This window comes from Acinetobacter ursingii DSM 16037 = CIP 107286 (genome assembly GCF_000368825.1).
Taxonomy (GTDB): Bacteria; Pseudomonadota; Gammaproteobacteria; order Pseudomonadales; family Moraxellaceae; genus Acinetobacter; species Acinetobacter ursingii.
This window is the reverse complement of record NZ_KB849715.1, coordinates 179458-193712: the sequence shown is the minus strand read 5'-3', so window position 1 is coordinate 193712 and position 14255 is coordinate 179458. Positions and strand designations below refer to the sequence as shown.

Annotated in this window: 12 protein-coding genes; 7 read left to right on the top strand and 5 right to left on the bottom strand. The window is 39.9% G+C overall.

Features of this window, described 5'->3' with window-relative positions:
• Positions 1 to 38: 38 nt before the first annotated feature.
• The 4 genes from F944_RS03990 to F944_RS03975 all read right to left on the bottom strand — a co-directional run bounded on the left by F944_RS03990 (position 39) and on the right by F944_RS03975 (position 5568).
• Complete coding sequence (locus F944_RS03990) at positions 39 to 1178, bottom strand: acyl-CoA dehydrogenase family protein (RefSeq protein ID WP_004987186.1); 1140 nt, start codon at positions 1176 to 1178, stop codon at positions 39 to 41.
• A gap of 75 nt (positions 1179 to 1253) precedes the next feature.
• On the bottom strand, positions 1254 to 3140 hold the full coding sequence (locus tag F944_RS03985) for a feruloyl-CoA synthase (RefSeq protein ID WP_171063251.1): 1887 nt from the start codon (positions 3138 to 3140) through the stop codon (positions 1254 to 1256).
• A 100-nt stretch (positions 3141 to 3240) separates the two neighbouring features.
• Entirely contained in the window at positions 3241 to 4692 is a 1452-nt protein-coding gene (locus F944_RS03980; RefSeq protein WP_004987182.1) for an aldehyde dehydrogenase, read from the bottom strand.
• A gap of 36 nt (positions 4693 to 4728) precedes the next feature.
• The gene (locus tag F944_RS03975; protein ID WP_171063250.1) at positions 4729 to 5568 is read right to left on the bottom strand and encodes a p-hydroxycinnamoyl CoA hydratase/lyase; all 840 of its coding nucleotides are present in this window, start codon (positions 5566 to 5568) and stop codon (positions 4729 to 4731) included.
• Between the two features lie 251 nt (positions 5569 to 5819).
• Between F944_RS03975 and mhpT the strand changes: the two genes are divergently transcribed.
• Together mhpT and F944_RS03965 are read left to right on the top strand one after the other, a co-directional pair.
• Positions 5820 to 7046 (top strand): 3-(3-hydroxy-phenyl)propionate transporter MhpT, encoded by a 1227-nt coding sequence (gene mhpT / locus F944_RS03970; RefSeq protein ID WP_004987178.1) that lies wholly within the window; start codon positions 5820 to 5822, stop codon positions 7044 to 7046.
• 61 nt (positions 7047 to 7107) lie between these two features.
• On the top strand, positions 7108 to 7581 hold the full coding sequence (locus F944_RS03965; RefSeq protein ID WP_026039959.1) for a MarR family winged helix-turn-helix transcriptional regulator: 474 nt from the start codon (positions 7108 to 7110) through the stop codon (positions 7579 to 7581).
• 9 nt (positions 7582 to 7590) lie between these two features.
• On the opposite strand, the gene F944_RS03960 is transcribed toward F944_RS03965, so the two are convergent.
• Positions 7591 to 8208 carry a TetR/AcrR family transcriptional regulator gene (locus tag F944_RS03960; protein WP_010588861.1) on the bottom strand — a complete coding sequence of 206 codons (618 nt, stop codon included), beginning with the start codon at positions 8206 to 8208 and terminating at the stop codon, positions 7591 to 7593.
• 415 nt (positions 8209 to 8623) lie between these two features.
• Here F944_RS03960 and F944_RS03955 point away from each other — a divergent pair, with 415 nt between their 5' ends.
• From F944_RS03955 to F944_RS03930, 5 genes are all read left to right on the top strand, one after another.
• The gene (locus F944_RS03955) at positions 8624 to 9586 is read left to right on the top strand and encodes a metal-dependent hydrolase (RefSeq protein ID WP_004987169.1); all 963 of its coding nucleotides are present in this window, start codon (positions 8624 to 8626) and stop codon (positions 9584 to 9586) included.
• Positions 9587 to 9647: 61 nt separating this feature from the next.
• On the top strand, positions 9648 to 10475 hold the full coding sequence (locus F944_RS03950; RefSeq protein ID WP_004987166.1) for an SDR family NAD(P)-dependent oxidoreductase: 828 nt from the start codon (positions 9648 to 9650) through the stop codon (positions 10473 to 10475).
• Positions 10476 to 10553: 78 nt separating this feature from the next.
• Positions 10554 to 12119, top strand: coding sequence for a flavin-containing monooxygenase (locus F944_RS03945; RefSeq protein WP_004987164.1), 1566 nt, complete (start codon positions 10554 to 10556; stop codon positions 12117 to 12119).
• Positions 12120 to 12129: 10 nt separating this feature from the next.
• Positions 12130 to 13274 (top strand): IS3 family transposase gene (locus tag F944_RS16685; protein ID WP_126624276.1). Its coding sequence is split into 2 segments (ribosomal slippage): positions 12130 to 12394 and positions 12394 to 13274, totalling 1146 coding nucleotides; the frame shifts between segments, so codons are not numbered across the junction.
• A gap of 45 nt (positions 13275 to 13319) precedes the next feature.
• The gene (locus F944_RS03930) at positions 13320 to 13958 is read left to right on the top strand and encodes a calcium-binding protein (RefSeq protein WP_004987161.1); all 639 of its coding nucleotides are present in this window, start codon (positions 13320 to 13322) and stop codon (positions 13956 to 13958) included.
• Positions 13959 to 14255: the final 297 nt, after the last annotated feature.

Below are 14255 nucleotides of genomic sequence, written 5' to 3'. Positions count from 1 at the left end.
TTGGTTCTTTCTGCCTTGCTTCGCTGTTAAAATTTAAATTATTTTCCCAAGAGTTCACGCGCCACGATTTCTTTCATAATCTCGTTGGTTCCGCCGTAAATTTTTTGCACGCGGGCATCGACAAAGAAACGTGAAATTGGATATTCCTGCATGTAGCCATAGCCACCAAACAGTTGTAGTAATTGGTCAATCACATCACATTGGGTATCGGTGATAAAACATTTCAGTGCGGCGACGTGGTTGACGCTGAGTTGCTGTTGGCTATACATCTCAGCACATTGATCGACAAAGGCTTGTGCGGCTTTGGCTTTAATTTGCGCATTGGCAAGTACAAATCGGGTATTTTGCATTTGGCTTAAGGGTTGACCAAAGGCTTTGCGTTGTAAGACATAGTCTTTAGTCAGTTCAATTGCACCCAAAATTGACCCAAGTGCCATCATGGAAATGCTCAGACGTTCACGCGGTAATTCTTGCATTAAGTAAGCAAAGCCTTGTCCTTCATTGCCTAAACGTTGTGAAGTGGGAACTTTGACCTGATCAAAAAATAGTTCGGCGGTATCTTGGGCATGTAAACCAATTTTTTTCAGTGAGCGTCCTTTTTTTACACCTTCTAAATGAGCATCAACTAAAAACAATGAGATACCTTTGGCACCTGCCAGTGGGTTGGTTTTTGCCACCAGTACAATTAAGTCTGCATGTAAGCCATTGGAAATAAATGTTTTTGAACCATCAATCAGATAGTGATCATCTTCCAAAATGGCTTGTGTACGAATCGCCTGTAAATCAGAACCAGCATTGGCTTCAGTCATGGCAATCGCAGTGACCACTTCACCTGTGACCATTTTAGGAAGCCAATATTTTTTCTGTGCTTCAGTACCGATATTTTGAATATAGGGCGAAACTAATTCATTTTGCCCACCAATGGCCACTGCCAAAGAGGTAAATCCTGCCTGTGCAGTTTCTTGAACTAGCATCAGTGAGTAATGGATAGGTGCGCCATAACCGCCATATTCTTCTGGAACATCGACGCATAAAAAACCATTTTCACCCAGTTGATTCCAAAGCTTTCGTGGAATTAGGCCATCCTGTTCCCATTGTTCATAATAAGGAGCGACTTGTTCTTTTAGAAAACGTCGATAATTATCTCGAAATAGTTCAAATTCCGTATCGTGTTGCATATTTCACCTTTTTTAGGGCAAAACTAAGGAGGAAGCTCAAAAGTAAATTTGAACTTCTTATCTAATTTCAAAGGATTAGTGGTTTAGGACAGGAATCCGAATAATCAGGGGATTGTCCGTTTGCTTTTGATAAAGTTCTTCAATCAAATCCGCTCGACGCTTAGCGATGTTGCCCTGATTCAGATTTCCTTTATCGGTGACTTCTCCTGCATCAAGTTGTGGCGGTTCAGTCATTAAATACAGCATCGACACTCGATTAGAGCTTCCTGTTGCGTCTTTATTAAAATTTAATAAAAATTGGCGGAACCATTGCTGTACTTTGGGATGTTTTAAAATTTCTTCGGCAAGATGATCCTTAAAAGTTAAACCTGCATATTGTGCACAAGCGTCCAATTTTGGAAAAATCAGAAAACCAATGGCATTTAGGTTAGACCCTGTAATACAGACATCCTGAATCAGTAAATTGCCTTGAATCAGGACTTTATTCCGTAGGGTTCCAACATTAACAAAAGTACCAGTATTGAGCTTAAAGTCCTCTGCAATTCGTCCGTCATACATCAGGCCTTGCGTTGGATCATTGGGGGATACCAAACGCACGGCATCACCTGTATGGAAAAAGCCTTCATCGTCAAATACGATACTTTGTTGATCGGACTTTAAACGCCAATAACCCTGCATGACGTGTTTACCACGCACACAAAATTCCATTTTATCGCCGTGTGGCACCAGTTTAATTTCACAGCCAGGCGCAGGATAACCAATAAAGCCTGCCATGACTTTTGGCCCTGTGGTAAAGGCGCAAGAAGGCGCAGTTTCAGTCATACCGAGACCACTCATAATCCGAATTTTTTCACCGCAATGTGCTTGTGCAATTTTATCCAGACGATTCCAGCCTGCTTCGGACAATGCTGCACCTGCGAAAAATAGAATTTTGACATCTTTAAAAAAGCGATCACGTAACTCAGCATCTTTTTCCAAAGCATCCGTGAGTTCTTCCCAACCTTTTGGCACATTTAAATAGACTGTCGGGGAGATTTCTTTTAAGTTGCGAATGGTCTCATCAAACTTGCCTGCAACGGGTTTGCCATCATCGATATAAATTGTACCGCCGTTATACAGAGCGATGCCGACATTATGGCTACCCCCAAAAGTATGATGCCAAGATAACCAATCCAGTAATACAGGCGGGGTCTGCTCAAATTCTGGAAAGGTTTGTAATAACATCTGCTGATTCACACACAGCATCAAATGCGTGGTTGGTACAGCTTTAGGCAGTTTAGTCGAACCAGAGGTAAACAAAAATTTGGCAATCTGGTGTTCATCCAGTGTTTGATAAAACTCCTGAACATTGGTCACAGGGGTATCCAGCAAGGATTGAAAAGAGGTGCATTGCTGCTGCCCAACAATTCCCGTATTGGTAATGATTTCGATATCGGATGTTGCACACGTTTGGATCGCTTTGTTAAACGCCTGACCATCACTGGCATAGACCATGCCCGGAGTAAGGACTTCAAAGATATGTTTAAGCTTTCCGAAATCCTGAGAAATCAGAGAATAAGCAGGAGAAATGGCAGAGAATGGAACACCTGCCAACATTGCAGCCATTGATAAGGTTAAATGTTCAAGATCATTACCCGACAGAATGAGTAATGGTCGTTCCTGACTTAAATTACGTTGATGCAATGCCTGAGCAATGTGCCAAGCGCGTTGCAAGGTATCGGCATAACTCAATTTGACCCATTGACCCTGAGCATTACGTTTTGCAGCAAAAATATGATCAGGCTTATTTTTTGCAAAATGAATCAGGCGATCTGTAAGCTTTTGCGGATAGGGCTTTAATTGCTCTGTAGGTTGAATATAAAGGACCTGACCTTGATATTGATACTCAACATCATGTGATCCTAGTTGAACAAACCGTTCACGATCTTGTGATTGAGTGGCATTCATTTGCATTTCTTTCACTCCGTGGAAAGCGCATTGCTGCGCTTGTTTTGCATCATGCAATTTTTTTATTCATTCAATGTTTATTGTGGTTATTTAACCGCTTCAGTTAAATTGACCTTTAAATCGGATAGTGGCGTGATTGAGTTTGAACCGTAATCCATCTCAATTCGGTAAATTCAGCGATGGAAGCCTTACTACCAAAACGTCCATAACCGCTCGATTTGGTTCCACCAAATGGCATTTGTGCTTCATCATGTACAGTGGCACCATTAATATGACAAATCCCTGAATCAATCTGCTTGGCGACTTCAAAGGCTTGAGCAAAGTTTTGGCTAAATACAGCAGATGACAAACCAAACTCACTGTCATTGGCCAGTGCAATACCTTCTTCAAGCGTCTCAAAGCGTTGTACTGTACAGACTGGCCCAAAAGATTCTTCGCGGTATAGCAACATTTCAGGCTGAATATTCAGTACCAGCGTAGGTTGCATGGTGGTGTCTTGAACTTGAATGCCTAAAGGTAAATCTGCACCTTTGATTTTTGCATCTTCAAGTAAATGTTGAATACGCTCGGCAGCTCGACGGCTTTCTAACACACCCAACATATTCTGCTGATCAGTCGGATTGCCAGCTTTTAGTGATTTGGTTTTTGCAATGAGTTTTTTAATAAACTGATCGGCTATACCCTGTTGCACTAACACTCGTTCAGTCGACATACAGATCTGACCCTGATTAAAAAAGGCACCAAATGCAACGGCATTGACTGCTTCATCCAGATCAGCTTCATTTAAGATGACAACAGGTGCTTTACCACCAAGTTCTAGCAACACTGGTTTTAAATATTTCGCCGCAGTTTCTGCAATGATTTTCCCAACTTTGGTGGAACCCGTAAAATTAATTCGTTTTACCGCAGGGTGTTCGATTAAACGCTGAACAATCTGTGGCGCATCTTCTGGGGCATGGGTAATGACATTGACCACGCCATCACCTAATCCAGCCTCATTTAAAATCTGTCCAATTAGACGATGCGTGGCAGGGCAGGCTTCAGATGCTTTTAATACGACGGTATTACCACAGGCAAGCGGCATTGCTAAAGCACGAGTGGGTAAAATCACAGGTGCATTCCACGGTGCGATTCCAACCACCACACCGCATGGAACACGAATCCCCATCGCCAGATTACCCGGGACATCCGAGGGAATCAGACTGCCATCAATCTGGGTGGTCATGGCAGCAGCTTCACGCAGCATATTGGCGGCAAGATGCACATTAAACCCATACCAAGTCGCAGTCGATCCTGTTTCTTGCATCCCAATCTGAATAAATTGATCAGTATGTTGATCCATTAAATCTGCTGCTTTTAATAAGCGTAAACGACGTTCAGTTGGAGACAGTTTTGACCAAATCTGAAAAGCTTGTTGCGCCGATTCAATGGCACGGTCAACATCTTCAAGCGTTGCGGCAGATGCAATACTAGCAACCTGACCGTTAATCGGGCTGATGCGTTCAAAGCTTGCGCCATTAGATGCGTCAAGCGATTGACCGTGGATGAGTAACTGTACATTTTGCATGGGTTGTGTCCTTACATAGCCAATAAAAATCAAAAGTTAACCAGTACGCTTATAGCTCTGTAAACCCGGTTTAATCGATTTTTCGTCCAAGAATTGTTTCAGTCCTTCTTCACGACCACCTTCTGTATCACGGTGGTTACACTGATCCAGTTTGGCATATAAATAGTCTTCGTTTTGATCCCAAGTCAGTTCACGGCAACGTTTAAAACCATTTTTGGCGGTACGCAATACTACAGGATTTTTCTCAAGCAGGCAGTTTGCCAATTCAGTGACTTCCGCTTTAAGTTGAGCTAATGGAACGCTTTTATTAATTAATCCCATTTGCTCGGCTTCTTTGCCACTAAAGGTTTTACCAGTCATGATGTAATATAACGATGCACGGTGTCCGACAGTATCTGCCATTGCTTTACTCACAAGGTTGCCCGGTGGAATACCCCAGTTAATTTCAGATAGTCCAAAAGTTGCTTCATCTGCTGCAATCGCAAGATCACACGCCACTAATGGAGAGAAACCGCCACCAAAACACCAGCCATTCACCATCGCAATCGTGGGTTTTGAGTACATTCTGAGGAGTTGCCATTGCCAGCGACATGAATCACGGCGAATACGTTCTTGAAAAATTTCAGGTTGTGTATCTACTTCACGGAAGTATTCTTTTAAATCCATTCCCGCAGTCCAAGAATCACCAGCACCTGTTAAAACTAAAACTTTGGCATTTTGATCAAGTTCGAGTGTTTCAAGTACATCAATCATTTCACGGTTAAGGGTTGGACTCATGGCATTTTTCTTTTCGGGACGATTTAAAATGACCCATGCGATACCATTTTCAAGTTGTACATCAACGGTTTCCCAGCGTTTTTCATATGTCATGTGTATTCTCCTTGAATGACAATGGTGTTGTTCTGGATTTAATTTAATATCAGTTAAACTTACATTCAAGTCTTTTTTGTGAAATATTTTATATTTTTTATAATTGAATGAAAAATATAAATAAAAAAATTAAATTAAAAAATATTTATAAAATACTATTGATTTTTTTATAAGCTTAACTGATATTTTAGCGGTGTTATTTAAACACTACACAATAAAAAATGTCATGGAAATATGGTCTAAATAAGGAAAGGACTATGGATAAAGTATTGAATCCGTCAGGAAGGGCGAAACTGACTTTACTACTGTGTTTTGCCATCGCAATCTTTGAAGGTTTTGATCTTCAATCAATGGGTGTAGCAGCGCCACGTATGCGTGCGGAGTTTATGTTGGATAATGCTCAAATGGCTTGGGCATTTAGTGCTGCTATTATTGGAACCTTGCCTGGTGCAATTATTGGTGGACGACTTGCCGATATTATTGGACGTAAGAAAATTTTAATTCTGAGTATTCTCATTTTTGGTGTGATGTCTTTACTCACCGCCTATGCCGAAAATTATACTTTGCTTTTACTTATCCGTTTTTTTACAGGGTTGGGTATGGGCGGCGCTTTACCGATGATGATCACTTTGGCTTCTGAAGCTGTTGCTGAAAATCGAAAAGCGACCGCAGTCAGTATTATGTATAGCGGGATCCCTTTTGGTGGATTGCTGACTTCGGTGGTTGCAATGTTGTTAGCAGGCGATAGCGAATGGCGACATATTTTCTATGTGGGCGGTATTGCGCCTATCTTGTTAATTCCGTTATTGATGAAGTATCTACCCGAGTCAAAAAGTTATTTGCAACAAAAAACACAAGCACCAACGCCTTTTTTTGAAGTGCTATTTGCCAAAGAAAGACGTATGTCGACCTTGCAAATTTGGGTCAGTTTCTTCTGTACACTCGTAGTTTTATATTTCTTGCTGAACTGGTTGCCGCTACTCATGGGCGCACAAGGACTCTCCAAACTAGAAGCTAACTATGTACAAATGGGCTATAACATTGGGGGGATTTTCGGATCAATCCTGATGGGGATGTTATTGGATCAAATGCGCATGGCAACGGTCATCAAATTTATTTATGCAGGAATCTTGATCGCGCTTTGCTGTTTATCGATTTCTCCAACAGTCGCTTTATTGGCACTTTCTGCGGTGGGTTGTGGTTTGTTTATTGTAGGTGGTCAATCTGCACTTTATGGACTAGCTGCGATGTATTATCCAACCGAAATGCGAGGTACAGGTGTTGGTGCTGCGGTTGCGATTGGGCGAATTGGTTCATTTGCAGGGCCATTGTTTGCAGGATTTTTATTATCATTAGGGCAAAGTGCCACAATCGTCATTGGTTCAAGTATCCCTGTGATTTTGATTGCTGCAATTTCTGCGTTGCTGCTTGTCAGAAAGCCTAAACAGGCAGTACAGTTAGCACATAGCCAAAGTACAACTTAAGTAAAATGAAAAGTATGGGGCAGGGCTTCATACTTTCTTTAAATTTTGATGATCAAACATGATGCCAAACTCAAGTTCAGTTGAAAAAAAACGAGAAGATGAACCAAGACTCAGCTATATGATTGCCCGTGTGGATCGAATCATTAGTAAACATCTCACCGAACATCTCAAAGATTTAAATATTAGTTTGCCGCAATTTACTGCTTTATCAGTTTTGGCAGCAAAGCCGAATCTTTCAAATGCCCAATTAGCAGAGCGTTCTTTTATTAAGCCGCAATCTGCCAATAAGATTTTACAAGATTTGCTGGTCAATGACTGGATCGAAAAAACACCAGATCCAACGCATGGTCGTCGTATTTTATTGACCGTCACTGGAAAAGGTCTGGAAAAATTGGCAGCGTGTAATCAAATTGTTGAAAAACTCGAACATCAGATGTTACAGGGTGTCGATATTCATTTGGCGTATTTAATTCGCAATAATCTGGAAATTATGGTGAAAAACCTAAGTACCACAGTCGACGATCGCCAAACGTGACACTTTCGTTTAGCGTTCACTTTTTGCCAGTTCGACATTGATGTAGCTCATAATCATGGTTTTTAAACCCTGCACCAATTCATCAAAGGTAATATAGGGGTTTGGCAAAATTAAATGGCGGGCAATATTAAAGATTCCGCTATTGATGCTGACATAGGCTGTGACCGCCAGATTGTTTACTTTCAGATATTTTGGATTATTCATCATGTATTTCATGACAATATTCATCAGTTCACGTTCAATCTGATTGATATATTTGTCATATTTAAGCTCACTTGCATAACGTAAACAGATCAAATAACGTTCATTGTTTTGAGTCAATAAATCGCGAAAGGTATAGAAAATAAGTTCAATGACCGATTCTAGCTCCATATCCATAATGATCGGAGTGAGATTTTGAATCATCTCCAGAATTTCCTGCACAAAAGAATGTGCCATCGCATCGTAAATTTCTTCTTTGTTTTTAAAATATTCGTAGAGTGAACCCACACTCACGCCTGCAATGTCTGCAATATGTCGAGTCGTTGTACCACTGGTGCCATGCAAGGCCACAGAGATAAAACCTGCTTCGATAATGGTATCCACCGTGACTTTAGCGCGAGTCTGGCGCGGTTTGCGTGTACTCAACATCACATCCTTGAAATCCGAATATTTATTCAAGTTATCATGTCGGGCCATATTTACCAAATTAAAAAACATAAATCCGAACAGCAAAAAATTCTGAATTTTATCCAATTTTATCAAGATAAATAAATGCATGATGTCATTTGCTTAAAAGCTCATTATTGCGATTATTTTTTGCTAATTTATAATTTTGCTCTTAATAAAAACAATATGTTATGGAGATTTAACTGGGGTATTCAATTTAATCGCTTCGGTTTTTACAGATAAGCTCAGCCATTTAGACCCGAATTGAATCCGAACATAAGATCAGATTAGGATGAAATGGTTAGTAAAGTGCGAACAATATTTCAGTTTGCATCATTGAGCTTCGTAAATATTGAATGTTGTAACAAATTGAATGCTTTAAGTAGGTGTCGCCATGATCACGACCGCAGTAAAAAAATCAGTCCAAGCTTTCAAATCATCGCCTAAATTTGAACAACCTGATTATGCTTTGAAACAGACCATTCCAATTCGTCATTTAGCCATTGGATTTGAAGGTCAGGAAATTGATATGTCATTTTATATGAATAATCAGTTTGCCACGATTTTTTTCGCCACGCTTTCTGTATTTTTGACTTATGGTGAAGACTTAGTTATTGAAACAGCTCGTTTTCACCGAGATATGGTAAAAGATCCTGTTCTCAAACAGCGTGTAACTTCTTTGATTGGACAAGAAGCGATTCATTCCAAATTACACAATGAGTTTAATGATGCGATTGCACACGAAGCCATTAATTATCCAGTCGCTTTATATCGCTTTCTGGGCGAAAAATTCTTTGACAATATTTTCTTAAAGTTTCCACAGCCGCTTAAGCTTTCCATGATGGCGGGAATTGAACATTTTACCGCAGTGCTTGCCGAATACATGATGAAGCATGAAAAGAATTTTTATTATTCTGATGATGCTAAAACACGTGCCATGTGGATGTGGCATATGCTGGAAGAATCGGAACATAAAGATATTGCCTACGATGTTTATCAGCTGCTCAATGGTAATTATTCACTTCGTGCTGCTGGATTCTTTATCGCATTGGGGACGATTTTAGGTTTAATTCCATTTTCGACTTTATTTGTACCTTTATTTCGTAAGCCAAAAGATGTGCTGACCCGAAAGTTCTGGAAAGATGCAGGTCGGGGTGTGAGCCTCATTTTTAGTCCTAAAGATGGTGTATTTGGTAGCACTATAGGGCAGATATTTGATTATTTACGTCCCGATTTTCATCCGAATGACCATGACACATCGGCTTATCTCGAATATTACAAAGACAAACTTCTCTCCGAAGGCGGGGCGATTGCGCCTTATCTGGTGAAAACATTTACACCACCAGTACGTCATTAAGTCCTACGTTATTCAACAAAGAGATGTTCAGTCAAGATGCTGACAGGAAAAAGGATATGCCATGAAATTATTTGGCTCAAAAAATAAAAAGCCAAGCCAACAGTCTTATGCTGTTGTAACAGGCGCAGGCAGTGGTATTGGACGTAGTTTTGCACTAGAGCTTGCCCGTCGTGGCGGTACTGTGGTGTGTTCAGATATCAATCTAGAGGCAGCTCAAGCAACAGTGAGTCTGATTGAACAACTGGGCGCGACTGCATTTTCTGTGCAGTGTAATGTAGCGAAAGCTGAACAGGTATCGGAACTGGCTGAACAAGCCGAGAAGTTACTGAAAAATCCAGTCACTCTGGTCATTAATAACGCTGGTATTGGTTTGGGTGGTAAGTTTGATGAAATGACGATGGAAGATTGGCAATGGTGCATGGATGTCAATTTATGGGGCGTGATTCATGGCTGTCGTGCATTTGTGCCTAAGTTTAAGCAACTTGGATATGGCGCGATTATCAATGTGGCCTCAGCAGCTTCTTATACTGCGGCGCCAGAAATGACAGTGTATAACGTCAGTAAAGCAGGGGTTCGAGCATTATCAGAAACATTGTCTGCTGAGCTTAAAAAGTTTGATATTAAGGTGAATGTACTGTGCCCAACCTTAGTACCCACCAACATTATAAAAAATGGGAAAGTACCGCATAAAGGTATTTTAGATTATGCATTGACTCATTTGGCATTTACCACCAGCGATAAAGTCGCAAAATTGACACTGGATCGTTTGGATAAAAATCAGCTTTATACCATTCCACAGTTCGATGCCAAGCTTTTCTGGTTGATGAAACGTACAGCACCCAATCTTTATGCAAAATTTCTAGGGACTTCCTACAGATTAATGAAATAACCCACGATGAAATTTAGATAGGAATTCGGTCAAATGCCGTTTTAAAAGATCTATTTTTCAAGTACAAGGATATTGTAAATGACAGCTCAAGCAAAAAAATTAAACTCGGCTGAAAGCAAAGCATTACCCCAGCATATTTATGACACGTTTATTGTCGGTGCTGGTATTTCAGGAATTGCAGCAGCGATTCGACTCGACCAAGTCGGTTATACCGATTACAAAATTATTGAAAAAGCAGGTCGTGTAGGCGGAACATGGCGTGAAAATACCTATCCGGGTTGCGGTTGCGATGTACCATCAGCTTTATATTCTTATTCATTTGCACCCAGTGCTAAGTGGAGTCATCTATTTGCGCGTCAACCTGAAATTCTCAGTTATTTAGAAGAAGTGAGCCACACATTCAATGTTCATGAAAAAATTGAATTTGAAACTGAACTTGAAAAAGCAGCTTGGGACAATCAACGCAATGTCTGGGTACTCGATACCAATAAAGGACAGTATCTTTCTCGTACTGTCGTGTTTGCGACAGGACCCATTACCGAAGCGCAAATTCCAAAATTAGAGGGCATCGAAACCTTTACAGGCGAGATGTTTCATTCAGCAAAATGGAAGCATGACTATGACTTAACCGATAAACGTATTGCCGTGATTGGGACAGGTGCTTCAGCGATTCAATTTGTGCCACAAATTCAACCTTTAGCAAAAGAACTCTTTGTTTTTCAGCGTACTGCGCCTTGGGTCGTGCCAAAACCAGATATGCAACTGGGTGAGTTTGGTAAATCTGCGATTGAAAAATTTCCACTGATTCAATCAACATGGCGTAAAACCGTAGCACAATCTTTGAATGCGATTAACTTTGGTTTACGTAATCCTTCTGTATTAAAGCCTGTCGGTGAAGTATTTAAACAAGTACTAAAAGTTCAGGTAAAAGATCCTGAGTTATTAAAAAATGTGACGCCAGATTTTACCATTGGCTGTAAGCGTCTATTATTTGCAAATAATTACTATCCAGCATTACAAGCTGAAAATACGCATTTAATTCCACATGGTTTGGTCAAAGTAGAAGGCAATACGGTCATTGCTGCCAATGGTGAACGTCATGAAGTTGATATCATCATCTGGGGAACAGGCTTTGAAGTCTCTCATCCTCCTATTGGTCGCCGTGTTTATAATGACAAAGGGGAATGTTTAAATGATCTTTGGAAAAGTAGTTCTCCTGAAGCGTATTTAGGAACCAATATTGAAAATGTACCGAATGCATTTTTGGTACTCGGGCCAAACGTATTGGTTTACGATTCATTTATTGGCTTAGCCGAAGCGCAATTAGATTATATTGTCGATGGTTTGCAAAAAATCAAAAAACATAATATTGCCAAATTAAGTGTTAAACCCCAAGTCATACATGCGCATAATGAATTGGTGCAAAAGCATTTAAAAACCACAGTATTTAATGCAGGCGGCTGTAAAAGCTATTATTTGGATGCAAATGGGCGTAACTTTGCCGCATGGCCGTGGTCGTTAAAAAAATTAAAACAGCGTTTAAAAACTTTGAACCTACGCGATTATGAAGTGACTTACAGAGGTGGATCAGGAAATTTGAACAACACTTATAAGTTATATTTTGCTCCCCAAATGATGTTATAAACATCAATATATGGAGTATTTTATGGCACGTAGACCAAGAAGAAATCATTCAAATGATTTTAAAGCTAAGGTAGCACTTGCTGCGATTAAAGCAGAAAAAACACTTGCTGAATTGAGTGCTGAATTTGATGTTCATCAAAACCAAATTATCGACTGGAAAAATCAACTGATTTCAGCTTCCTCGCAAGCTTTCGATCAATCAAAAGCTCCAACAGAACCACCCATCGATCTAAAAAAACTACATGCAAAAATCGGTGAGCAGGCATTAGAAATTGATTTTTTAGAAGGTGTGTTGAAGAAACTGGGCCGCTTCAACCACAAAAGTTAATCGATGACTCACTTCAGATTTCAGTATCTAAGCAAGCTCAGCTGCTGAAAGTCTCCCGTGGTTGTTATTACTATCGCCCAAAACCTGTGAGTACATCAGATCTGAAGCTGATGCGGTGTATGGATGAGTTACATATGCAATACCCTTTTGCAGGTAGCCGTATGATGCGTGATTTGTTGAATCGTCAAGGACATCATATAGGACGACGTCATACACGTACTTTAATGAAGAAAATGGGCATTAATGCGTTATATTGCAAACCAAATTTAAGCCAGGCTAATCAAGCTCACCGCAAATATCCATATCTGCTCAAAGGATTGGCTATTCAGCGCAGTAATCAAGTGTGGTCTACGGATATAACGTATATCCCTATGGCAAAAGGCTTTGTTTATTTATGTGCTGTGATTGATTGGCATAGCCGCAAGGTACTTGCGCATAGAGTATCGATTAGTATGGAGGTTACATTTTGCATAGAAACATTAAATGAAGCTATTGAAAAATATGGTCGACCTGAAATATTTAATACAGACCAAGGCAGTCAGTTTACCAGTGATGCATTTATTGATGTATTGAAATCAAATGGCATTCAAATCAGTATGGATGGTAAAGGTCGATGGGTTGATAATGTGATGGTTGAACGATTATGGCGGAGCGTTAAATATGAAGAGGTGTATCTCAAAGCCTACAGCAATGTTTTGGATGCGAAGAAGCAATTAAACGCATATTTTGAATTTTATAATTTGAAACGACCTCATTCGAGTCTGGACAAAATGACTCCAGATGAGTTTTACTATGACCAGCTACCACAACAAAATAAGGTAGCTTAACTAGAGCAGAGTATCACTTATAAATAAGCTTTTAGTTGTTCAAACATGTGGGACCACCTCTATATTAGTCAAACCACGAATACATTGGCTGGTGACCAAGGAAATAATACTTTAAATGGCACTGCAAATAATGATTTGATCAGGGGTTATGCTGGAAACGATATTTTGAATGGAAACGATGGAAATGATATTTTAATTGGTGGTGCAGGAAATGACACTCTTAATGGTGGGGCAGGTTACGACTATCTATATGGTGGTGTTGGCAATGACACTCTTAATGGCGGTGCTGGTAACGATACTTTAACTGGTGGTACAGGCAAAGATACTGCAATCTATAACGTATTGAACTCGGCTAATGCGACTGCTGGCAATGGTGTTGATACGTGGACAGATTTCCATGTCGGCAATACGACAAGTGATGTAAATGCTGATGTCATCCAATTCTCAACAACATTCTTTACAGGCTTAACACAGGCTATTCTAGCGACAGACAATGCAACGACCGTTGGTAAATATATTTCTGTGACTTATGATGCTGATAAGGATACTGCAACTATTAAAGTGGATCGAGATGGTGATGGTACAGCATTTACTACGCATGAAACATTATTGGTATTAACTAATCAGACTTCTGAAGTTACTTTACAGACACTATTGAATAATGACCAAATCATTATTGGCTAAGTTCTATTAAAAGCATTGAATAAAACTGCTTCAGTCATGAAGCAGTTTTTTTAATGGTGAAATAAAATTTAGTGAAATGATAAAATTGTACTTGAAATCAAGTACAATTTTTGACTTGAATATTAAGTTCAAATTCTGGAATAAAAGAATGAACAAATGGCGGCATTTTATAAGAATTCCTCTTTATTTATTATGTGGTTTTTATAGAGGTGGTCCCACATGTTTGAACAACTAAAAGCTTATTTATAAGTGATACTCTGCTCTAGTTAAGCTACCTTATTTTGTTGTGGTAGCTGG